The following is a 24,571-nucleotide window of genomic DNA, read 5'->3' as shown; positions in this document are numbered from 1 at the left end:
CAAGGGCTTTAGCCCGCTACTCAAAGAACGTGCGACCTGGCGGCACAGGTTTACGATGTTGGCGCGCTACAAAGCTGCGGGCTGAAGCCCTGGCTGAGATCGTGCAAGCCCCTGCGGGGCTTCAATGTCCTGAGCAAGGGCTTTAGCCCGCTACTCAAAGAACGTGCGCCCTGGCGGCACAGGTTTACGATGTTGGCGCGCTACAAAGCTGCGGGCTGAAGCCCTGGCTGAGATCGTGCAAGCCGCGCGACCTCGAAGCGATGTTGGCGCGCTACAAAGCTGCGGGCTGAAGCCCTGGCTGAGATCGTGCAAGCCCCTACGGGGCTTCAATGTCCTGAGCAAGGGCTTTAGCCCGCTACTCAAAGAACGTGCGACCTGGCAGCACAGGTTTACGATGTTGGCGCGCTACAAAGCTGCGGGCTGAAGCCCTGGCTGAGATCGTGCAAGCCGCGCGACCTCGAAGCGATGTTGGCGCGCTACAAAGCTGCGGGCTGAAGCCCTGGCTGAGATCGTGCAAGCCCCTGCGGGGCTTCAATGTCCTGAGCAAGGGCTTTAGCCCGCTACTCAAAGAACGTGCAACCTGGCGGCACAGGTTTACGATGTTGGCGCGCTACAAAGCTGCGGGCTGAAGCCCTGGCTGAGATCGTGCAAGCCCCTGCGGGGCTTCAATGTCCTGAGCAAGGGCTTTAGCCCGCTACTCAAAGAACGTGCGACCTGGCAGCACAGGTTTACAATGTCCTGAGCAAGGGCTTTAGCCCGCTACTCAAAGAACGTGCGACCTGGCAGCACAGGTTTACAATGTCCTGAGCAAGGGCTTTAGCCCGCTACTCAAAGAACGTGCGACCTGGCAGCACAGGTTTACGATGTTGGCGCACTACAAAGCTGCGGGCTGAAGCCCTGGCTGAGATCGTGCAAGCCGCGCGACCTCGAAGCGATGTTGGCGCGCTACAAAGCTGCGGGCTGAAGCCCTGGCTGAGATCGTGCAAGCCCCTACGGGGCTTCAATGTCCTGAGCAAGGGCTTTAGCCCGCTACTCAAAGAACGTGCGACCTGGCGGCACAGGTTTACGATGTTGGCGCACTACAAAGCTGCGGGCTGAAGCCCTGGCTGAGATCGTGCAAGCCGCGCGACCTCGAAGCGATGTTGGCGCGCTACAAAGCTGCGGGCTGAAGCCCTGGCTGAGATCGTGCAAGCCCCTACGGGGCTTCAATGTCCTGAGCAAGGGCTTTAGCCCGCTACTCAAAGAACGTGCGACCTGGCGGCACAGGTTTACGATGTTGGCGCACTACAAAGCTGCGGGCTGAAGCCCTGGCTGAGATCGTGCAAGCCCCTACGGGGCTTCAATGTCCTGAGCAAGGGCTTTAGCCCGCTACTCAAAGAACGTGCGACCTGGCGGCACAGGTTTACGATGTTGGCGCGCTACAAAGCTGCGGGCTGAAGCCCTGGCTGAGATCGTGCAAGCCCCTGCGGGGCTTCAATGTCCTGAGCAAGGGCTTTAGCCCGCTACTCAAAGAACGTGCGACCTGGCGGCACAGGTTTACGATGTTGGCGCGCTACAAAGCTGCGGGCTGAAGCCCTGGCTGAGATCGTGCAAGCCCCTACGGGGCTTCAATGTCCTGAGCAAGGGCTTTAGCCCGCTACTCAAAGAACGTGCGACCTGGCAGCACAGGTTTACGATGTTGGCGCACTACAAAGCTGCGGGCTGAAGCCCTGGCTGAGATCGTGCAAGCCGCGCGACCTCGAAGCGATGTTGGCGCGCTACAAAGCTGCGGGCTGAAGCCCTGGCTGAGATCGTGCAAGCCCCTACGGGGCTTCAATGTCCTGAGCAAGGGCTTTAGCCCGCTACTCAAAGAACGTGCAACCTGGCGGCACAGGTTTACGATGTTGGCGCACTACAAAGCTGCGGGCTGAAGCCCTGGCTGAGATCGTGCAAGCCCCTACGGGGCTTCAATGTCCTGAGCAAGGGCTTTAGCCCGCTACTCAAAGAACGTGCGCCCTGGCGGCACAGGTTTACGATGTTGGCGCACTACAAAGCTGCGGGCTGAAGCCCTGGCTGAGATCGTGCAAGCCCCTGCGGGGCTTCAATGTCCTGAGCAAGGGCTTTAGCCCGCTACTCAAAGAACGTGCAACCTGGCGGCACAGGTTTACGATGTTGGCGCACTACAAAGCTGCGGGCTGAAGCCCTGGCTGAGATCGTGCAAGCCGCGCGACCTCGAAGCGATGTTGGCGCGCTACAAAGCTGCGGGCTGAAGCCCTGGCTGAGATCGTGCAAGCCCCTACGGGGCTTCAATGTCCTGAGCAAGGGCTTTAGCCCGCTACTCAAAGAACGTGCGCCCTGGCGGCACAGGTTTACGATGTTGGCGCACTACAAAGCTGCGGGCTGAAGCCCTGGCTGAGATCGTGCAAGCCCCTGCGGGGCTTCAATGTCCTGAGCAAGGGCTTTAGCCCGCTACTCAAAGAACGTGCGACCTGGCGGCACAGGTTTACGATGTTGGCGCACTACAAAGCTGCGGGCTGAAGCCCTGGCTGAGATCGTGCAAGCCCCTGCGGGGCTTCAATGTCCTGAGCAAGGGCTTTAGCCCGCTACTCAAAGAACGTGCAACCTGGCGGCACAGGTTTACGATGTTGGCGCGCTACAAAGCTGCGGGCTGAAGCCCTGGCTGAGATCGTGCAAGCCCCTACGGGGCTTCAATGTCCTGAGCAAGGGCTTTAGCCCGCTACTCAAAGAACGTGCGCCCTGGCAGCACAGGTTTACGATGTTGGCGCACTACAAAGCTGCGGGCTGAAGCCCTGGCTGAGATCGTGCAAGCCCCTACGGGGCTTCAATGTCCTGAGCAAGGGCTTTAGCCCGCTACTCAAAGAACGTGCGCCCTGGCAGCACAGGTTTACAATGTCCTGAGCAAGGGCTTTAGCCCGCTACTCAAAGAACGTGCGACCTGGCAGCACACGCATCAGCACTCGATGGCAATACAGGGTTATTCGAAGACTCCCCACTCCCTACTCCCCACTCCCCGCCCGAACCTGGTACAACGCATACGTACCCATCTGCGCCACACGAATATAGTGGCGTTCCAGTTCGGGCGTATGGTACACGCCGGTATAACCGCCGAAACTGCCGACCACAACATACTCCGGTCGATCTGCGTACCAGTCGTAGCGCACCGGATCACCTCCCAGCCAGGTGTGCCGCACTGCCTGATCCAGGGTCGGTTGGGGCGGGTAGAGATAGCGGTGATCGGTCAGCACCCCCAATTCCGGCTCCCAGGTAGCAATGATCGCCGATTCAGGCACATTCGCATTCAGATATGCGGCGAACCGCTGTGCACTATCATCGGGCGTGAACACCACGCGCACTGTTAGTGCCATCGGCAGCACGATGATGACAACCAGGTAGATGGCGGCAATTGTTGCTGCCGCCGGCAACACGCGGCGCAGCCAGACAATCGTATCGAATGCCAGCCGCGCGACGGTCAGAGCGCTCAGTGCGACTGCCGGAAAGGCGTAGCGGGGCCAGCCGAGGGAAACGCCGACGAACCACGCCAGCCAGAGACCAATGATCAGTGCCAGCAGCGCTTCGTTCAACCCCTGCGATGTGCGGCGGCGCGCGCGCCAGATAGTGTATGCCAGCGCCGGCACAACCAGCCCGCCGAACAGATCGGGACGCAACAGGTAATACCCGGCGCGCAGGGTCGAACGCAGGTTGAAAACGAAAATCGCCCCGCCAGCAGCCTGCCGGGTTTGCTGAAGATTTTCAAAGAATGTGCCAGGACCGAGCAGCGCAAACTGCACGACCGTCCAGAGCGCAAAACAACCAACAGCAACAATCGGCGGAATCAGGCGCAGCGTCCAGGTTCCCGCCCGATAGTAGCGCCAGTCGAGCAACGCTGTCAGCGCCAGCGCCGGCGGGATAATCAGCACAAATTGGTTCTTGGTGACCAACGCCAGACCAAACCCCAGCCCCGCCAGTATGCTCCACGTCCGGTGCGCATGCCGCAGCGCCGGTTGCGCTGCTGTCTTCAACGCCGTCAGCCACGCCAGCATTCCCAGAAAGACGAATGCCACGCCGGGCGCCTCGCCGAGCACCTGCCTCCCATACTCGATCAGCCCCTCATAATTGACCGTGCGTGACGCCAGCAGGAGCGCCAGCGCGATCAGTGCAGTCTGGCGATCATACAGACGACGCGCAAGCGCATATCCGGCAACAAGCGCAATGGCAAAATAGATCACAATTACCAGTCGCCCTTGCGTCAGACCGACACCGAACACCTGGTAGACCGCCGCAACCGGCAGCATAATGGTCGGACCGATACCAATCGTGGGTCCGTGGTAGCGAAACTCGATGCGTCCATCAGGGATGGCGCTGATGTCGGCGTACTTGCCGTACTGCACCAATGCTTTCGGCACGTGCAGGTGCGATCCCTCATCAAACCAGGTCCGCGGCGCATATGGCAGATTGATCGTCGCCAGCAACACTGCCACGATAAACAGCGTTGCCACAAGAATCCGAGAGGCGCCAACGGTCATTGGCGTTGTTTGAAGATGTGGAGCGCTGTGCGCTTCTGGACGAATCATGGATGAAACTCTCCTGTGTACTGGCCACGGGCGCCCCTGCGCGACCTCGCCAGGGCGCCCCTACCGCGCCTTCTACGAACGCCAGCAGAGGAACGTTCCGGCGCCGAATGCTGCGTATGACTCTTCCTTCGCCGGTTGGATCTTATGTCGCGTGATAGTGACGGAACACCTGACCCTGCACCTCCACCCCAACCCCTGACCTTCAGTTCTCAGTTCTCAATTCTCAGTTCTCAATTCTCAGTTCTCAATTCTCAATTCTCAGTTCTCAATTCTCAATTCTCGGTTCTCAGTTCTCGGTTCTCAGTTCTCAGTTCTCGGTTCTCAGTTCTCAGTTCTCGGTTCTCAATCCAACGCCCTTCTACCTGCAATGATCGTTTTTCTTCTACCGACCGGAAGAGCATGACCAACCCCGGCAGCACCACCAGCGCCAGCGGCAGCAGACTCGCCCAACCGCCGAGGTCCAGCGCCATGCCCAGGTTGCGCGCCACATTGCCCGCAACCAGTTCCGGCAGCGAATAGTCCAGTAATGGGTTAGGCTGATACTGCGGAAAACTCTGCCCGCCAATCGTCTGCGCCCACACATTCAGGAACGACCAGACGCCTGTGACGCCCAACACTGCGCGCACCCGCCATTGCGCACCCCACGTCGCAACGAAGGCGCCGATGCCGAATGCCAGAAACGGCAACATCGGCACAAGGTAGCGTGGTCCGACGCCAAAACCACCGCTCCACATGACGGACGACCCGTTGAACAGCAGGAAACTGACGACTGCCCAGACGCAAACCGCCAGTTCGCGGCGGTGCGTTCCACTGCGCCACCAGGCGACGAACCCCACCAGACCGATCAGTAACACCGGCGCCAGGAGGAAGAGACCGCGGTGTACGCCAAAGGTGATGCCCCACAGCGCCTCGCGGTTCGGTCCTGCAAGGCTCATAAAACCGGATTGATGCTCAGCCTGCCACAACTCCGAGTACTTGTAACCGACCGGCATCACTGTGCCAAAGATTGCGTCGTTGTACGCCATCATCAACGCTAGCGGCGGCACACCCGCCAGCGCCGCACCCACAATCCAGCGACGGTCGGGCAGAACGACGAGCAGATACAATCCGACACCCGCCACAATCAGCGCCGCCGGATACTCGGTGATCAGTGTCCATCCCAGCAACACACCGATGAGCAGCGACCAGTGCGGCGCCAGGCGTCGTTGCCCGATGAGGAACGCCATCCAGAAAGAGACGAAAAGCATCGCCGCCACCTGCTGATGCCCTACGAACGCATTTGAGTAGGGAAAGGCAGGCGTCGCCAGCCCATAGATCAGCGCGAGCGCAACGCGCCAACTCGCCCCCAGGTCGAACAGTTCGAGAAAACGATACAACAGAACGCCAAGCAGCGCCGATGGAACGGCTACCGTCACGAACGACACGATCATTAACACCAGCGCGAAGTAAACCTTCTCCATCGCCAGGCCGCTTCCATCGGGTCGCAGCGTCTCGCCAAACGCCGCCGACGAACCAACGCGCTCGATCATCCGCTGTACCGGCGCCGTCTGGAGCAACGGGCGAACGGCGGCGTACACCGGAACAGCGAGGAATGACGTACCCGGCGCTTTGTCGCTGTAGTAGTGCCCGTTGTACTTCGCATAATCGCCGGTATTGGCGACGAACCGGTCGATCTGGAAGGAACCATCATCAACAATCGCCAGTGTCAGGTTCAGCCGCGAGTTCTGATTCCAGTCCGCCCAGCGCGGCGGAAAGTAAGCGTAGCACGCCAGCAGAAGGAGGAAGAGCAGGATTTCAACCCGGAAGCGAGAGACGAGACTCATAGTATCCTACCCATTCGGCAGATGCACCGGTGTTACTCGATACATCGTCGTATCACCTTCGGAGAACACCACAGTCAAATAGCGTCCAACCGCCGGATCGAGCGCCGCTGCCTGATCCCGCCCACGAGCAACGATATAGGTCACCCCATACGCCGACAGGATCTCCCGGCGGCGCATATCTGAGGTGGCGGGGTCAAAAACTTCGCGCACCATCACCTTTTTGTCGAAGAAATCGAGTGTGCCCGCCCAGTGCGCCAGAAACGCGCGAGCATCGGAGCGCACCGGCACATGCTGGCCATACTCAAGGTCTGCCAGCACGACATCGCTGGAAGTGGCATGGGCTTCGAGCCACGCCAGCGACTCCGCCGCGCCGCGCGTCAGGTAGTAGGGCGCTTCGAGACGGCGGAAATCAACAAACCGCCAGGCAACCAGGTAACCATTGGTCGCCACCATGAGCGCAACGAGAAAAGCGAGCGCCGGTTTCAACAATGCGCTATGGCGCTGCTGAAACCAGGGAACAATGCGCGTGGCGATTGCCGCCGCCGCCAGGACGGCAATCGGCATCTGCCAGCCGAGCAGCAGATGTATCTGAAACTTGACCGGCAGATACGCCAGCACAAAGTGGAGCACAAACCAGACTGCAACGAGCACTTCCGCATCACTCCGGCTCTGCAAAGCGCGAGGGCGAAAGTGGAGCAGCGCAAGCAGGAAAGGAACACCCAGCAGGATCGGCAACTCCCACGGCGGCGGCGTCCACGCGCCAGCATTGTCGAACTGGCTCAATTTTTTGCCCCACGTGGTGTCGAGGAGCACCAGCGCCGACAGATACGCCGCAGCCGGCGCAGAGAGCGCGAAAATAATCAACCCGCAACGGAACAAAAACCCAGGGAAACGCCGGTCGCGCCGCCAGATGAGCAGACCAAACGCTCCCATCACAGTGTAGATGGTGATCAGGTCGTAGGCATGCTGCAACCCCAGAATCGCTCCCAGAATGCCACACGCCACGGCATAGCGGTAGCGTCCTGTGCGCAACGCCTGAAGCAGGAGCGCCATCATCGCCACAATCAACGCCAGCGCCATGCCGAAGTGCGGAAACGCCGTTAGGATCCAGAAGGTGTTGGTTTCAGCAGTGTAGATGTTGAACGGAAACGGCGCTTCAGGCAGGCGGTAGGCATACTTGACAATCACCCAGATAAACCCGAGACCGCTGCCAAAGATGAAGATCAGGTACGCCAGCCGACGTTGCTGACCATCGGCAAGCGCCAGGTTCACAAAGGCATATCCCGCCGCCAGCACTGCTGCTGCCGCCACGAGTCGCAACCCCGACCAGAGTGCAGCGTATTCGAGTCCGGTCAACGCCCCGACACGCCCGACGACCCACCAGAGCAGATTGAAAAACGCCGGGGCATTCGGCTCAGGCGTCAACCGGTTCGGCGCCAGCGGCTGGCGCGCCAGGTCGCGCATCCAGGCGAAGTACTGCGCGTGATCCGGCATATTGTACACAATCCCGACAAACTGACGCTCCGGCGTTGCAAACAGATACCCTGCGAGAACAGGCAACGAACTGATTGTTAGCGCCAGCGCCCATACCAGGACAAGAAACACGCGCTCGCGCGAGCGTGTCGTTCGTGTTGCAACATCCGTCGATGCCGCTGATGTGGTGACTGCCATAGGAGTCTATTCTCTCCTGTGTGTTGATCGTTGGGTTTGTGCATGTTCCAGCGGATAGAGCGTAGCACGCCGGGATGACGGCGCTCTGTATCGCGGCGGATGGCGGGTGATAATTCTGTAACTTACGCTGCATGTGCATGGCTCTACTCTTTCTCACACTGCATATCCGACGCCGGACGCTGGCTACGACAGGTGCAGTCAACTGACCCTGTTCCCGCTATTCGCCGCAGATTGCCTGGCAGTACTGTCATTGATGCCAGCGTCGGCGCCGACGGCAATTGCAACGGCAGGCACGAGGGCAATCCCGACTCGCCGATCAAACCCGGTGCGAACTCGCCGATCATGCGTGCGAAGATAGCCGTCTCAGGGTCGCCAGCCGATCTGGAATCGCCGATTTGCCCTGCTTCGCGCGCGCACCTGCGCTTTGGTTTCAACCAGATTCCGCCGGGGAAGACGATCATCAGCGCCCGACCGATCATCACGTACTGGAGTCAATCCGGCGACCGCATGACCCCTAATACCAATGACCGGTGAACATCCGGCATGGTCACCCCGATCAGCGCGAGGGGTCGTGCGCGACCCGCTCAGATTCCTCGCTGCGCTCGGAATGACCCGTCGCTGCGCTCGGAATGACCCGTCGCTGCGCTCGGAATGACCCGTCGCTGCGCTCGGAATGACCAGTCGCTGCGCTCGGAATGACCCGTCGCTGCGCTCGGAATGACAAGCATGCGGCATCTTCAAGCGTCATTGGTATCACCTCTCGCCTCTCGCCTCTCGCCTCTCGCCTCTCGCCTCTCACCTCTCGCCTCTCGCCTCTCGCCTCTCGCCTCTCGCCTCTCACCTCTCGCCTCTCGCCTCTCACCTCTCGCCTCTCGCCTCTCACCTCTCGCCTCTCGCCTCTCGCCTCTCACCTCTCGCCTCTCGCCTCTCGCCTCTCGCCTCTCGCCTCTCGCCTCTCACCTCTCGCCTCTCGCCTCTCACCTCTCGCCTCTCGCCTCTCGCCTCTCGCCTCTCATACCAATTCCCTGTAAACATCCGGCATGGTCACCCCGAGCAAAGCGAGGGGTCGTGCGCGACCCGCTGAGATTCCTCGCTGCGCTCGGAATGACCAGTCGCTGCGCTCGGAATGACAAGTCGCTGCGCTCGGAATGACCCGTCGCTGCGCTCGGAATGACCCGTCGCTGCGCTCGGAATGACCCGTCGCTGCGCTCGGAATGACCCGTCGCTGCGCTCGGAATGACCAGCATGCGGCATCTTCAAGCGTCATTGGTATCACCTCTCGCCTCTCGCCTCTCGCCTCTCGCCTCTCACCTCTCGCCTCTCGCCTCTCACCTCTCGCCTCTCGCCTCTCATACCAATGACCGATGACCATCCGGCATGGTCACCCTGAGCAGCGCGAGGGGTCGTGCGCGACCCGCTCAGATTCCTCGCTGCGTTTACCCTGAGCGAAGCGAAGGGCTCGGAATGACAAGTCGCTGCGCTCGGAATGACCAGTCGCTGCGCTCGGAATGACCAGCATGCGGCATCTTCAAGCGTCATTGGTATCACCTCTCGCCTCTCGCCTCTCGCCTCTCGCCTCTCACCTCTCGCCTCTCGCCTCTCGCCTCTCGCCTCTCGCCTCTCGCCTCTCGCCTCTCGCCTCTCGCCTCTCACCTCTCGCCTCTCGCCTCTCACCTCTCACCTCTCGCCTCTCACCTCTCGCCTCTCGCCTCTCACCTCTCGCCTCTCGCCTCTCGCCTCTCGCCTCTCGCCTCTCGCCTCTCACCTCTCGCCTCTCGCCTCTCGCCTCTCGCCTCTCGCCTCTCGCCTCTCACCTCTCGCCTCTCGCCTCTCACCTCTCGCCTCTCGCCTCTCGCCTCTCGCCTCTCATACCAATTCCCTGTAAACATCCGGCATGGTCACCCTGAGCAGCGCGAGGGGTCTTGCGCGACCCGCTCAGATTCCTCGCTGCGCTCGGAATGACAAGTCGCTGCGCTCGGAATGACAAGCATGCGGCATCTTCAAGCGTCATTGGTATGAGATGCGTCGCTGAGGCATACGCTGCCGGAACACTGCGACACATCGCACTCTCCACGACGGCAGAGCCAATGCATACCAGCAAGGACCTGCACGCATCAGAGGCGGGGGATTTCATTGCGGAAGCCCGTCCTACGTCGATTGTCACCTGGGGAACGCCGTCGCAGTGCGGTCGAGGGTGTTTCTGCCTTTATTGTCACAATAACTCGGAGGCAGCGCTGCCATCAGCAATCAGACCATCGGCCGGAAAACAGCAGACGGCGCGACTCGTGCTGTGGGACCGTCATCCAGGTGAGACTATCGGCGTTTCCCCCATCGACGCAAGGCATAAACACCGGCAATGACCCCGATAGGCGGCAGCAGTGCCAGCGCCAGCACCGGCAGCGCCGTCGTCTCCCAGCGGGGAGGACCGCTGATCGGTGGCGCGGTCGCAACATCGGTTGGAAGGGGAGTGGACGTGGGAGGAATTGGAGTTGCAGTAGGCACAGCGGTTGGCACCGCCGTCGGAACCGGCGTAAACAGTGGCAGCGGTGCAGTTTCCGGAAGATCCAGCTGGCGCGAACTATACCAGATACGATAGCGGTCGCGCTCGTCTGCTGCTATGCCGTCTCCCCGGCGTGTATACCAGACGGCGTGGAGTTTATTGCCGTTCGACACGGCAATAACGGGCCATTCGGGATAGAACTCGTTTGCCGACACGATTTCGGGCGAACTCCAGCGCGAGCCATTCCACACCAGGTGCAACACCATCGACGGCGCGGCGCCAGGAGCGATGCTGGATATTGTCGTCGGGTAGCCAACCATCAGGAGATGGACATTCCCTTCACTATCGGTAGCCATGGAGTACTGGTCGAGATCATTCCCGCGGGTATCTCGCGCAACAACGCCGGGCAGCACGTCTGGCAGACTCCAGCTATCGCCGCCATCACGCGAGTACTGGTAGTAGAGCGTTCCCTTGAGCGTGCGATAGACGACGATCGGGTTATCGCCCGCCGCAATGCCGAGAGTGGTCTGTTGGATCGCATCGTCAGGAACGGTGAAATAAACCGGCGGTCGCCAGGTGTTGCCGCGATCATCCGAGCGACGGTACACCCCCTGCTTTGGTTTGCCCAGACCGGCATACCAGTCTTTCCCCTGATCCCATATGACATGCACCCGGTCACGACTATCCACTTTCACTTGTGGTCGGTTATCGCCATAGGGCGAATTCGACAGGTTCACAGGTTCCGACCAGCTTTCGCCACCAGTATCGGAATAGCGATAGAACAGATTAGCGCAGTTCGGACATTCGGGACGCGGCTTACCCGGTTCGTCCGGGACTCCTTGCGACCAGAAGGCATGCAATCGCGCCTGACTGTCCACTCCTAGCGCCACGTAATAACCGCTCCTGCCAACCGTTCGCGGTTCGCTCCAGGCCGCTGCGGTCCACGCCCGATCCCATGGAACGCTGACATGCCGGATCGTCGTGCCCATGCGCAGCAAGACGTGCAATTTCCCGTCACGACTCATAACAATACTGTTGCGAACGGTATATCCGCCTGTTGCAGTCTGCACGACATCATTGAACGGCGACCAGACGCCGTCACGCAACTCGCGGTACATGAGGAGATCGATAGACCCCTCATTGCCGGCAGTGGTGACAATGCCACCATACCATACAATATGAACGCTCCCCGTTGGACCGATGGCAAGGCTTGGAAACCACGATGAGCCATAGCGCACCGCCTTCTGTCCGGCAGGAGGCGGAGTTGGCGCTGCCTGCGCTGACGTCGCTTCCGTGACCGGCGGCGACACCTCAAAGGGCGTCGTCCAGCGGCTGCGCTGCGCCGCTGCCGGGGAGTGCGACAGCGCCAGACTGATGACTACCAGAAGACCGGCAATCAGTATCGTCAGACGTTTCATACGCTATTGCTCACCGTTTGGGTCGCTTTGCGCCGCTCAATGATCTGCCGGAGGCTGATCAGGAGACCGACGAAAAACCAGCTATAAACCGTGTATTTGAAGCCGTTAATCGTCTGGTTGTAGGCAAACGGCAGAATCCAGTCACCAAAGAACATCGATGCCTGCGCGCCGATCCAACCGCTGACCGTGGTCAATGCTGCGGTTTTGAGGAATCCAGGCGGCGCTTCACGGTAGAGGCGCAAACCTTCGCTTGTGCTGGCAAACGCGAACCAGAGCCAGATTATCGAACCAACCACGCCAAACTGAGCAATGATGTCGAGATAGTTGTTGTGCGTCGAGCGCGCATCGTAGGGGTAGTAGGTCATATAGTACGGCGCATACCCGGCAGGACCGGTGCCGAACAGCCAATGTTCGCCAACCACGCGCAGATTGATCTCCCACATACCGATCCGACCATCGGCGCCTTCGTTCAACTCTGTTTCGATCATCTGATTGAAAAAATCTTGTTGTGTGTATACCAACACAATCACTGCAACGGCCAGCACAACGAACCAACGCCGTGAACGGATCAATGTCGCTGCAAAGATAGCAATAACCGTCGGAATCCATCCCGATTTCCAGAGCAGATTGATCAGGATCGTTTGATACAGATTAGCGACAATGAGCGCCAGCAGAAGCAATCTCCAACGCAAGCGCAAGCCGGGTTGCGTAATCAGCAGCGCATAAGCAGGAATAACCGTCCATAATCCCCATAATCCACGGTCTGTAAGGATTCTATGATCGATCCTCAAGATTTGAAATATGGTCATGAGCGACCCAAAAAACAAAAAGCAACCGATAAGATACTTGATTTGACCCTCATTCCAAAGAAAATTACCGATCAACAGCGCAACCCCGACAGAAACTGCATAAGTAACGAGAGAAGCGATCTGAACAACGATGAAGTTCGAAAATATATCCATCCGTAGTATAGGATCACGCCATACAATTCCCCATATCAACGATATCGTACAGGCAATGCAGAATACGATCATTGGACGGTTAATCGGCGACGGCGCCAGTCGCCAATTGTTGCGGATCGCCATCGACGTGATCCATATACCGCAGAGCATTGTTGCAATAACCAGTGAGATCGGTATTTTCGTATACGTTCCCGTCGGTATATCAATCGGGATCGCCATTGCTGCTATGGGCAAAGACAGTATCGCATAGGTAAAATGCCGACTGACAAGAAAGAAAACCGGTATCGCCGCCAGCGGACCGAAGATCGCCAGCGCGACGAATTTCCGATCGGCGCCGATGACGTACCCAGCCGCCAGGCTCAATCCGACAATGCCGAGCAACACGCCGACTATCAGGAAGGAACGAAATACAGGAAGGGGTTGTCGTGCTGTCAGGCTGCTCTTCAGGTGACGCCTCTTTTGGTTGAGCATTGTGCGCATAAACGTTGCAGACATCCTTTTTCAGACAACACGCATCGCGCCAACATCCTCACGACCGATGGAGCACTTCTGATAGACCGCAATCGTTTCACGCGCACAGCGTTGCCATGAGAAACTTGCAGCACGCTGTATGCCCCGCGCGCGCAGTTCATCGCGCAGCGAGGCATCGTTCAACAGGCGCTCTATTGCACGAGCGATGCTTAATGGACTCTCGGCATCGACCAGTAGCGCCGCCTCGCCGGCAACTTCCGGAATCGACGAATTGTTCGCAGCCACAACCGGTGTGCCGCATGCCATCGCCTCCAGGATCGGCAGACCGAATCCCTCATACCGCGACGGGAAAGCGAACAGCGCCGCAGCATTGTAGAGATTGACCATATCATCGTTCGAGACCTGCCGCAAGAAGCGTAATTGCCCTTCGACACCACGCACACGCGCTTCCGCCAGGATCGACTCCGCCAGTAATGGGTGCGTCCACACAATTGCGAGTTCGTGGTGTATTCGCATGTGTTCCGGTACATGAGCATATGCGCGAATAAGCGTGGAAATGTTTTTGCGCGGATCGGCGGACCCAAGCGCCAGAATAAACCCTTTGCTCAGACCAAATCGCTCATGCACAGCATTGATCGCAAGCGCCCGATCACGAGTGCGATAGATCGATGCCGCTGCTTCATAGGTAACAAACACGCGATGCGCAGGGATGCCAAGATGCTGCACAATCGCCGCTTGCGCATCATGCGATACCGTCACCACCGCGCTTGCCCGCCGGGCTGCGATCTGTGGCACATACCGATAGTACATATCCATCAAGGAGCGCTGCGCTCGTTTCCGCCGCCCTGTAAAACGATGGGGAGACAGCCAGATGGTATCGTGGATCGTCACAACCAGCGGGCAAGGCGCACGCACCGGCGCTGTCAGGCAGAGTGCGTGAAGGATGTCGATCCGGTCACGCTTTGCTTGCACGGTCAGCCCGACCTGCTCGCGCCAGGGCATGCCGATAAACGGCGCCGTCCCCGGCACGATGCGCACGGTTGCATTCGGCGTCAATGATGCGACCATGCGCGCGTCGGGCGGACGGTCAACATACAGAATATATTCATTCTCAGCATCGACGTTTAGCAGTGCACGAACTAACTGTTCGGTGTAGGTTTTGAAGCCGCCGGGTTGCGGGTGAGTCAGAAAACGCGCATCGATGCCGATCTTCATGGTGTGACCCTTTCAGTGCCAGCGTGGGACATTCAATGCTTGAGCAAGGAGATGAAGATCGCAATCCGCTCCGGCTCGCCCCCTCACTCTCTTGATCAGCGTCTTGCCGTATAACGCAGCGCGCAATGCCAGGCTCAGCGCATATGCCTGATGCCGACCATAATGCTTTGTGTAGAAGCGTATTTTGCTGCGGTAGAGTTCCGCCTTCATACGCGCGCTCGCCTTCTGGCTGCTCTGACCGCCAAGATGCACAATAGTTGCGTGCGGCAGGTAGCAGACGTCCCAGCCGGCTTTGCGCACTCTGAAGCACCAGTCGGTCTCTTCCGAGTACATGAAGTACCCCTCGTCGAGCGCACCAATCTTTGCGATGACTTCACGACGAATCATCAGCGCCGCGCCGCCGACCCAGTCCACGGCATACGCCGTGCTGCCATCAACCGTGCCATACGGTCGACGCGCGCGAACATTGCGTCCCAGCAGTTCCGCCCAGAACGATGGGAAGGCGGACCACGACGGTTGGAGCGTTCCATCGGCATTAAGCAGGCAGGCGCCAACAACCCCAACCCGGGCATGGATGTCCAGGAAGTGCGCCATACGCTCCAGCGCCTGCGCGCGAACAAGCGTGTCGCTGTTGAGTAAGAGAACGTAATCACCGCAGGAAGCGTCGATTGCCTGATTATTCGCCGCCGCAAATCCCCGGTTCTCTGCATTTGCGATGATATGAGCATATGGATGGCGCGACTGCACGGCTGCGACGCTCCCATCACGTGAGGCGTTGTCCACAACCCAGATATCGTAAGGGCGCTGCGGCGGGTACGCTACGATGGTGTCGAGGCAATCGAGCAGAATATCGCGCGTATTCCAGTTAACAATAATAATCGATAGAGTGTTCATGTCACGCATTCCCGATGCGCGGGCGTCCGGGCGCCATCCATCGATAACGCTCTACAACCTCGCCGAGCAGATCGTTCATCTGCTGTCCAATCACCCGCCAGTCATATCGTTCGACGACGCGCTGGCGTCCCTGGGAGGCCAGTTGCGCACGCAACTCCGGCTGTTCCAGTACGCGCAGCGTGGCGTCAGCAAACGACTCAGGCGTGTCGGCGATCATCACATGGCGTCCATGTTCCAGGTCCAATCCCTCAACCCCTTTCGGCGTCGAGACAACCGGCGTGCCAAGCGCCAACGCCTCCAGCACCTTGAGGCGCGTGCCGCTTCCCTCACGCAGCGGAACCACCTCACACCACGCGCGCGCGACTTCAGATCGAATATCAGGCACAAATCCCAGCACATCCACGCCTTCCAGCGATGGCAGTGCCACAAGATGTTCCGGTTCGACTCGTCCGGTCAGCCGCAATCGCACATCCGGTCGCCTGCGGCGGATATGTGGAAAAATGCTGTTGAGAAAATAGTGTACTGCGTCCAGGTTGGCGCTGTAGGTCAGTGAGCCGGGATAAATGAGCGTGTCCGGTTGTGGTTCGCCCCAATTGCCTGGACCTTCGCCAATCTCTGCGCCATTCGGTATCATGGCAAGGCGCGTATTTGCAGGCGCCAGGCGGCGCACCAGGTCGAGTTCCGCTTCCGAAACGACGCTACAGGCGGCGAACGAGCGCAACAGATAGCGAACGTAGGAACATTGCCTGTACCACGTTAACCAGGCGCGTAGCTTCCTGGCGGGAGAAGGCGCTCGACGCCACTCAGACAGTTCAACCAGTTCGGGATCATCGAGGATGCGCACCACTCCAGGAAGGTCATGGGCGTAAATAGCGGTCGACAGTTCCACCGCCAGAACAATATCCGGCTTCAGCGTCGCCACCCGTTCACGCACGACGGCGCTCCACTGCGGCTCCCACCGAACCCGCACGGATGCCGGTTGTGTGTGCCACAAACTGGCGATCACATCGCGACGACGCGGGTTTCTCCGGGGCGCCGATAGCATTATTGCCGATGCGCACAGTTGATCGACTTCCTGCCGTTGGGTCGTGTCGGCGCCATCATGGGTGAGCGCTACGAGATGGATTTCATAACGGCGAGCAATCGCGCGCAGAAGATGGCGAATTCGCAGTTTGATGCCATTATCCGCCGGTTCGGGCCACCAGGATGTGAGTACCAGAATGCGCATTGTCGTTACCTCAGCGACTCACGTTCGCGGCGGCGGACGCGCGATACGTCATCTGCGCCGCCTGCTCGTAGATCTCCAGAATCCGCTGCGCTGTCTTGCGCCAACTGAACCGTACAGCGTGCGCAAACCCACGTTCGCGCAATCGCGCTGCCTCCGATGGGTCGATCAGCACCTTTTCGAGATAGCGGGCAAGTGTGGCGTCATCCTCGGCATCCATCACCAGCGCCGCGTCACCGGCGACTTCCGGCAAAGGACCGCGATCCGACACGATCACCGGCGCGCCGCAGACCATCGCTTCCAGCACCGGGATACCGAATCCCTCGAACCATGAGGGGAACACAAACACATCCGCCATGCTGTACAGCGCCACCAGGTCGGCGCGTGGCGGGTTGAACAGCAGCAACGCGCCGTCGCGTTCGACCGCCTCAAACACGACCGGTAGCGGCGCCGAATGGCGCGAAAAGAAGACGATCCGGCGGCTCTCGCGCACCGGTTGCGGCAGTCGCCGCCAGGCGCGTACCAGCACGCCAGGATTCTTCAGTGCATCCGCCAGGACGAAGCGCCCCGCAATCCCGTGGCGTTGCCGCACAACGTCGAGCGTTGCCTGATCCTCGATCCGCCGCATATCCGGCGTCGGCGCATGCGGGATGGGGATGATCCGCTGAGGATCGAAGCGACAGTAGCGCAGAATGTCCTGCTTTGCATGCTGCGAAACCGTTAGCAGTAGATCAGCATCGCGGAGCATGAGCCGCGATCCAGCATAGAGGTAGACGGTCATCGCCATTGAGCGCAGCGTGCGGCGGGAACCAGAACTGAAGAGCGTCTCGCGCAGCGGCATGATGGTCAGCGCATCGTGCAGAGTCACCACAGTGCGCGCGCCGGGGACGCGAAATCCGTAGTTCGCCGGGTAGTGCGCCACATCGAGACGGTCGCGCGCCATAACACGCCGCAGCCCGACGTAATCCAGATACACACTGGAGTGCGGTCCGCGGTACGGCAGCAGACGCAGCGTGACGTTCGCCGGCAAATTGGTCAACTCAAACGGACATTTGGTGTCGGCGTACAGGAAGACCTGATGATCGGCAGCGATCATGCATAGTTCTGCAACGAAGTGTTTGATGTAGGTATGGACCCCGCCTACCAGTCTATGGGAGAGATAGCGGGCGTCAATGCCGATCCTCATGATTCACCCCTGCTTCTGCGAGGATAATGGCGCCTGCCTTTCACGTCCGTGACCCGCGTGGTATGATACCAATCACCTGTGACCATCCGGCATGGTCACCCCGAGCAGCGCGTGGGGTCGTGCGCGACCCGCTCAGATTCCTCGCTGCGCTCGGAATGACAAGCATGCGGCATCTTCATAGGTATGGACCCCGCCTACCAGTCTATGGGAGAGATAGCGGGCGTCAATGCCGATCCTCATGATTCACCCCTGCTTCTGCGAGGATAATGGCGCCTGCCCTTCACGTCCGTGACCCGCGTGGTATGATACCAATCACCTGTGACCATCCGGCATGGTCACCCCGAGCAGCGCGTGGGGTCGTGCGCGACCCGCTCAGATTCCTCGCTGCGCTCGGAATGACAAGCATGCGGCGCTCGGAATGACAAGCATGCGGCGCTCGGAATGGCAAGCATGCGGCATCTTCAATCGTAATTGGTACAACCTCACTGCGCTACTGTCCAATGACCACGTCGCCTTCATTCAGACCACTCAAGATTTCCACGCGATCCGGCGTCGTCAACCCCGTTTCGATATCCACCCGTTCGGGGCGATCACCACGTTGCACCAGCACATAACTACGCGAGTCGGCGCGAATGGCTTTGGGCGGCAGCCAGAGCGCATTTTCGCGCCGCGCCAGCACGACGGTCACGGTTGCCGCATCGCCAGATGACAGTTTCAGATCGGTCGGCTCGTAAGCAATATGGTAGCCGCTCAGTGCGCCACCCGGTCCACTGCCGGGGATGCTGATCACCGTTCCCTGATATGTGGCGCCGGGGTAACGCGCGAAGGTGATCGACACCGGCTGCCCGACAACCAGCGGCGCAGCACTGCTGGTGATCAGCACCTCCAGGGCATCGGCGGCGACCGACGGGTCCAGCGCGATGAACACCGGTTCTCCGGCGCGCGTGACAGAACCAGGAGCAATGTTGACCGCCAGGATTTGCCCGTCGAACCCGGCGACCAGTTTGAGTGATTCGATCTGGCGCTGAATGTCTTCCACACCCTTCTTTGCTTCTTCGACGGCGCGTTCGAGGGTGGGATCGACCTGAATGGCGCTGCGCGCCTGCTCGACGGCCAGTTCCGCCAGGGCGACATTGCGCCGCGCTTCTGCTACTCTCAGCGGATCAGGACCTTTGAGCAACTCGTCGAGCGCCGCCTGTGCGATAGCAACCTGAGCCTCGGCAGCCTGGACGGCGGCGATCTCATTGTTACGCGCCGTGTCGTACTCAATCTGAAGCCGCGCGACGTCTTCTTCGGCTGCACGCAACGCATCACCTGCGCGCGCGAGACGCTCCTGCGCCCGATTGTCGGTTTTGTCCTGCTCGACGGCGTATGAAGCAGCGCTAAACTCCGCCTGGGCGGCAATCAGACGCTTTTGCGCTTGTTGGAGCGCCAGTTCTGCGCGGGTTTTGACGGCAGACGCATCATTGCGCGCCCGATCACGGGCTGCCTCGGCTTGCTGGAGGGCAGCGCGCGCGGCTGTCACTTTCGCGGCATCGGGCGGGGCAAGCAATTGTGCCAGCGTCGCGCGTGCTGCTTCCAGGTCGATCTCAGAGCGCCGCAGCGGGAAGCGCAGCTCATTGAGCGCTCGTTCGAGTTGCCGCCGCGCCTGCGCGTACTGCTGTTTCGCCTGCGTCAGGCGATCATCCAGTTCGCCGGAGTCGAGCTCCGCCAGCACCTGACCCCTGGTGATATTGGTGTTGGGTGTCACATAGACTGCTTTAACGACCCCATCGACGGCGAAGGAGAGTTCGCGTTCCCCAACGGCGGCGACCCGCCCCTGCAATTCCACGCTGCGCTCGATGGTTCCGCGCTGAACGGTATACGTCGTCAACGCCGGGCGCGTTGGCGTTGGAATGACAGTAGGCGCCGGCGTCGCCGTTGCCGGCGGCGGCGTCCAGGTTTCGGGGGTAGGGGGCGCCGATGCCAGCGAACCACACGCAGAGAGGAGGAGGCTCCCAATCAGTGCTGTGCCAACAATCATCTTCCGCATAACTGCGCTCTCCTTCCACGGATGCCACGCCTGTATCACAAACAGGCGAACCTGCCAAGACTATAGCACGCAGGGGTGACGGCGCTCTAAATGGGTGGGGAGAATGATTGACGATATTGTCATTGCGAAACCGGGTGCTCTTTACCACTCCGGTCACGCCTGTTTTTCTGAACCGCAGAGCCACAGAGGGCACAGAGAGGAACAACACGTGCACCATTCACTCGCACATTCTGCCACGTGTGCGCCTGCTGGTTGGAACCACAGAGCCGCAAAGGATGCAGAGCGGGTCATATGTGCGCCTTTCACCTGCGCACCTGTTCTTCTGAATCATGGGGCTACTGAGGTGACTGTTTACGCTCTACAAAGGGCGCCCACAGGGGAGTGCCCCTACGCACTGCCGCGCCCCCACGGGGGCGCCCACAGGGGAGCGCCCCTACGCCTCACATTTCGAGACGTTGCAGTGCCATGTTAGCGCCGGCGCGTTCAACGACCACTCGCAACCCCTCTCGCCTCTCGCCTCTTCCCTCTCCCCTCTCGCCTGAATGAAATGTTGTTAACCTTACCTCATCTCCCACTTCCCGAACCGTCCGCGCCAGAAGTCGATCCAGGCGTGGCGCATCCCGATGCGTCCCGACCGCGTGCGCCATTTCGGGCGCATTACCATGCTGAGGTAGGTGCGCAGGTCTTGTATGAGGAGCGCATCGAGCCACGCGCGGAGCGGCGCGCCGGTTGCGCGCAGGAAGAGGAGACGGTTGCGGGTCATGTAGTACGCCAGGTACTCTTTGTCGAAGCGAGCATTAAGGGGAATCTTATGTAAAACGCGCGATCGCGGCACGTGCAGAATGCGGAACCCGGCACGGCGGATGCGCACGCACCATTCGGTCTCCTCGAAATACATGAAGAACCGCTCATCGAGCAACCCGGCGCGCTCTAAAACTGCGCGTTTGACCAGGAGCGCGCATCCGGTCACGAAATCGACGTCGGCCGGCTCATGGTATTGCCCGCTATCGACTTCATTCGCGCGCATGACGGCAATACCGCGCTTCCAGTCGATCATCCCGCCAGCCGACCAGATCAGGTCGGGACGCTCGTAGTAGGTGATCGTCGGTCCCACGGCGCCAATCTTCGGGTCCGACTCGGCGGCATCGATCAGGCGCGCCAGGAAGTCTGGCGCGACTTCAGTATCGTTGTTGAGCAGCAAGGCGTAATCGTACCCATGGCGCAGCGCATAGCGCAACCCGACGTTATTGCCGGCGGCAAAACCGAGGTTGGCGCCGTTCTCGATAACCTTGACCTGCGGAAACCGCGCGCGCACCACCTCCGGCGTACCGTCGCTCGACGCATTATCGATCACCAGCAGGTCGAACGACGGATACTCGACGCGCTGCAACGACTCCAGGCACGCCAGTGTGTCGGCAACGCCGTTGTAGCAGAGGATGATAATCAAGACTCGGGGAGACATCCGACGCATCCTGACAGCCCCATATCTACCAATGACGATTGAAGATGCCGCATGCGTGTCATTCCGAGCCCTTCGCTTCGCTCAGGGTAAACGCAGCGCGGAATCGGCGCGGGTCGCGCACGACCCCTCGCGCGGCTCGGGGTGACCATGCTGGATGTTCACCGGTCATTGGTATCGAGTGGTCGCAACTTGAGAGCACAAGCGCTCGCCCGCGTTCCCTGGGAGCGCGAGCGGCTCGCTCGCATGTCCTGCGCGAGCCTCGCCCGCGTTCCGCACCCACGGCGCCCACTCCCAACGCTACACAAGCGGCTCAATCGTTCTGCTCACTGCTACACACGACCGGAGCGCTACGGCGAGCGATGGCATCATCGTAGATAGCGAGAACCTGAACCATCTCCTCATCGATGCTACGCGGTTGCTGAATACCGGATCGCAAGCGGGACAACAGATCAGGCTCATCAACCAATCGCTGCAAAACATGCGCCAGGTCGGTAGCGTCGTTGAAGCGGAAGTGCAGACCATCGACGCCATCGCGCACCAGTTCAGCCATACCGCCGATGTCGGCAGTTACCACCGGCGTTCCCGCAGCGTGCGCCTCCATAATCGCCAATGGCGAGTTCTCGTACCATATTGATGGAACCACGATTGCATCGAGACTCGCCAGCGTCGCAGGAACGCTCGTGTTTTCGATTCTGCCGTGGAAATGAATGCGCGGGTCCTTTGCTGCCATACGGCGCAGCCGGGCAACATACCCCGGATTCGCGGTCAATCCGCCGTAGAGGTGCAACTCGATGCGGCCGAAGCGCGCCTGCACCTTCTGAAACGCGGCAATGAGCAGGTGGACCCCCTTGTGTGGCGCGATCTGTCCAATGAATCCGATCCGGAGAGTCCGATGTTCTTTATCGCGCTGCACGTCTGAGAAGAGTGTCAGGTCCAGACCAAGACGCGAGACGTGCAGACGTTCTGGTTGCACGTAAGCGCGCACCTGTTGCGCCAGAAAACGGGAAGGAGCGACGACGGCGTCCGGTAGCGCCAGCGAGGAGAGCAACGCCTTACGACGCAACGCAATAGACTCGCGTCCCGGATCATAGCCAGCGCGACGCATGATCTCCCCGAACCTGCCGCCTGTCACCCGCTCCGGCAGGCGGAAGCGGCGCCTGTCGAGGCGCAGACACCAGGCACATTCGGCAGGATCATCGGGAACGGCACGGCACAGCGCGCCATCGCCGCGCAGCAGGGTCCATCGCGGGCAGATAAACCAGTAATCGTGCAGGGTCAGCACAGTCGGCAGACCGGCGGCAACGGCGGCTCGCAGCGGCGCGATACCCATCAGATAGCCAGCCTGAAAGTGAACCAAATCGGGGCGCTCCTGTTCGAGGTAACGCGCAAACCATTCGCCGATGAGCGGATTATCGTATTCCCAATGTCGCTCCTGCGCATACCGATTGAAATGCAACCGATACACCGGAATGCCATCGAACGTGTCTGACGTTACATCGAAGACGCCCGGTTTCTCATGATCGACCGACTCCACAGCGACGACTTCCACATCATGCCCATGGTGGCGCAACCAGCGCGCCAGGCGATAGGTGTACAACTCAGCGCCGGCGGTGTAGCGCGGCAAAAAATGATGAACCGGCAGAACAATCTTCATGTCTTTCCCCAGCGACTCAGGAATGACCTCCCGCCGACGCGCGTCGCGCCGTAAGGACTCCTCGCACAAACGCCGCCTCGTCCGGTCCAACAACGCGCATCGCCAGCAACAACCCGCCATACAGCGCACCGCCAAGGGCAACTGTCGCCAGCACCGGAAGGCTGCGCGCCAGATAGACCAGCGCTGCCATTGCCACAACTGCCAGTGCGACGCGGAGAAGGGCGCCCCACTGCATTCGACCCAGCAAGTCACGCACCAACCAGACATACTGAATAACCAGCACTGCCTCGGTGATAACTGTAATCACAGCCGCCGCAAGCACGCCATAGATTGGAATAAAGATCAGGTTGGCGACAACGTTGATACTGCTGCTGACAATGATCGACCGCGCCACCAGCGCCTCGCGCCCGGCGATGACAACCACATAGCCGAGAAATTCCGACAGGAACATCAACGGCAACACCCAGATCAGGATGGCAAACAACGGCGCTGCGGGCGCATAATCGGCGCCGAACAGCAGCCCGATCAACGGCGCAGCGACAATAAAACCGCCGACGGCGATGGGCAATGCCACCAACATCAGATAGCGCAACACCCGTTCGTACACCAGCGGCAACGTCTCCGGCGCCGTTATCGACTGCCGCGACAGCGACGGATACAGCGCAGTATTGAGCACATTCGACAGCGTCACCAGCGAGAAGATCAGGTTATATGCCGCGTTGTAATGCCCGGTGACAGCATCACCGCCGTAGATATTGAGCAGCACCGTGTCGAAGCGGTACGAAATGCCGAGCGTCAGACCAATAATGCCAAATGGAAGCGCGGCGCGCAGCAGCGGCAGCCAGCGCCGCCAGGTGATGCGACCGGGGCGAACGCCAAGGCGCAGAACGGCGCGCACCACCAGCGCCGTCATCAGCGTGACGCCGATCATCGTGGCGACGATCAGGCCATAGTAGCCAAACCCCAACCAGAGCGCCAGCCCGCCGATTGTCACGAACGCCAGTTGATTGACAACCTGCATGCCCGATACCAGATCGAGCCGTTCATACCCCGACAATACTGCTTCGGAACTACCGTGGACGGCGTAGATCAGCACGGTGAGCGAGTTAATCGCAATTGCGCCAATCATCAAGAGCGGTCGCCCCGTCAGGATCGCGGCGCTGACCACCAGAATGCCGGCGATCACCGACAGGATCAGGCGCAGGATCAACACATCGGCATAGAGCGCCTGAATGCGCTCCTTTCCGTCGGTTTGATCGCGCAGGCGCGCCACTTCGCGCACCGTGTACGGGCTGAGTCCCAGGTCGGCAATGAACAGGAAGACGCTGCCAAATCCGAGCACAGCGGCGTACTGCCCGAAATCGGTCGCTCCAAGGTTGCGAATGATCAGCACCGAGAAGGTGAACGAAAGCAGTTTCATCGCAATGTGCGACGCCATACCAAAGGCGGAATTGCGCAGGACGGTTGTGGCAAGATGGTTCACGTAA

14 protein-coding genes are annotated in these 24,571 nt (G+C 60.0%); 1 reads left to right on the top strand and 13 read right to left on the bottom strand.

The window, feature by feature from the left end; all coding sequences use genetic code 11:
• Positions 1 to 2,996: 2,996 nt before the first annotated feature.
• From RCAS_RS02420 to RCAS_RS02410, 3 genes are all read right to left on the bottom strand, one after another.
• A complete protein-coding gene (locus tag RCAS_RS02420; protein WP_011998003.1) occupies positions 2,997 to 4,571 on the bottom strand; it encodes an ArnT family glycosyltransferase in 1,575 nt (524 codons plus the stop codon).
• Positions 4,572 to 4,843: 272 nt separating this feature from the next.
• Entirely contained in the window at positions 4,844 to 6,394 is a 1,551-nt protein-coding gene (locus RCAS_RS02415) for a glycosyltransferase family protein (protein ID WP_011998002.1), read from the bottom strand.
• A gap of 6 nt (positions 6,395 to 6,400) precedes the next feature.
• The gene (locus RCAS_RS02410) at positions 6,401 to 8,065 is read right to left on the bottom strand and encodes a hypothetical protein (RefSeq protein ID WP_011998001.1); all 1,665 of its coding nucleotides are present in this window, start codon (positions 8,063 to 8,065) and stop codon (positions 6,401 to 6,403) included.
• A gap of 192 nt (positions 8,066 to 8,257) precedes the next feature.
• Between RCAS_RS02410 and RCAS_RS02405 the strand changes: the two genes are divergently transcribed.
• Entirely contained in the window at positions 8,258 to 8,599 is a 342-nt protein-coding gene (locus RCAS_RS02405; protein WP_041330144.1) for a hypothetical protein, read from the top strand.
• 1,779 nt (positions 8,600 to 10,378) lie between these two features.
• Here RCAS_RS02405 and RCAS_RS02400 read toward each other — a convergent pair.
• The 10 genes from RCAS_RS02400 to RCAS_RS02355 all read right to left on the bottom strand — a co-directional run bounded on the left by RCAS_RS02400 (position 10,379) and on the right by RCAS_RS02355 (position 24,567).
• Positions 10,379 to 11,983 carry a sialidase family protein gene (locus RCAS_RS02400; protein ID WP_011998000.1) on the bottom strand — a complete coding sequence of 535 codons (1,605 nt, stop codon included), beginning with the start codon at positions 11,981 to 11,983 and terminating at the stop codon, positions 10,379 to 10,381.
• Entirely contained in the window at positions 11,980 to 13,425 is a 1,446-nt protein-coding gene (locus tag RCAS_RS02395; RefSeq protein ID WP_232280134.1) for an O-antigen ligase family protein, read from the bottom strand. The genes RCAS_RS02400 and RCAS_RS02395 overlap by 4 nt, the downstream gene beginning before the upstream one ends.
• Positions 13,426 to 13,446: 21 nt before the next feature.
• The gene (locus RCAS_RS02390) at positions 13,447 to 14,631 is read right to left on the bottom strand and encodes a glycosyltransferase family 4 protein (protein WP_011997998.1); all 1,185 of its coding nucleotides are present in this window, start codon (positions 14,629 to 14,631) and stop codon (positions 13,447 to 13,449) included.
• A 12-nt stretch (positions 14,632 to 14,643) separates the two neighbouring features.
• Positions 14,644 to 15,525: a glycosyltransferase family 2 protein gene (locus RCAS_RS02385; protein WP_011997997.1), complete on the bottom strand. Its 882-nt coding sequence runs from the start codon at positions 15,523 to 15,525 to the stop codon at positions 14,644 to 14,646.
• Between the two features lies 1 nt (position 15,526).
• Positions 15,527 to 16,753, bottom strand: a complete 1,227-nt coding sequence (locus RCAS_RS02380) for a glycosyltransferase family 4 protein (protein ID WP_011997996.1) — start codon at positions 16,751 to 16,753, stop codon at positions 15,527 to 15,529.
• Between the two features lie 10 nt (positions 16,754 to 16,763).
• A complete protein-coding gene (locus RCAS_RS02375) occupies positions 16,764 to 17,936 on the bottom strand; it encodes a glycosyltransferase family 4 protein (protein ID WP_011997995.1) in 1,173 nt (390 codons plus the stop codon).
• A 490-nt stretch (positions 17,937 to 18,426) separates the two neighbouring features.
• Complete coding sequence (locus RCAS_RS02370; protein ID WP_011997994.1) at positions 18,427 to 19,968, bottom strand: efflux RND transporter periplasmic adaptor subunit; 1,542 nt, start codon at positions 19,966 to 19,968, stop codon at positions 18,427 to 18,429.
• Between the two features lie 559 nt (positions 19,969 to 20,527).
• Entirely contained in the window at positions 20,528 to 21,430 is a 903-nt protein-coding gene (locus RCAS_RS02365; RefSeq protein WP_041330143.1) for a glycosyltransferase family 2 protein, read from the bottom strand.
• A gap of 310 nt (positions 21,431 to 21,740) precedes the next feature.
• Positions 21,741 to 23,084 carry a glycosyltransferase family 4 protein gene (locus RCAS_RS02360; protein WP_011997992.1) on the bottom strand — a complete coding sequence of 448 codons (1,344 nt, stop codon included), beginning with the start codon at positions 23,082 to 23,084 and terminating at the stop codon, positions 21,741 to 21,743.
• A gap of 16 nt (positions 23,085 to 23,100) precedes the next feature.
• Complete coding sequence (locus RCAS_RS02355; protein WP_011997991.1) at positions 23,101 to 24,567, bottom strand: flippase; 1,467 nt, start codon at positions 24,565 to 24,567, stop codon at positions 23,101 to 23,103.
• Positions 24,568 to 24,571 lie beyond the last annotated feature (4 nt).

The sequence above is a fragment of the Roseiflexus castenholzii DSM 13941 genome (genome assembly GCF_000017805.1).
Taxonomy (GTDB): domain Bacteria; phylum Chloroflexota; class Chloroflexia; order Chloroflexales; family Roseiflexaceae; genus Roseiflexus; species Roseiflexus castenholzii.
Note: the sequence above shows the minus strand (reverse complement) of the source record. Positions and strands in the feature narration are given on the sequence as shown.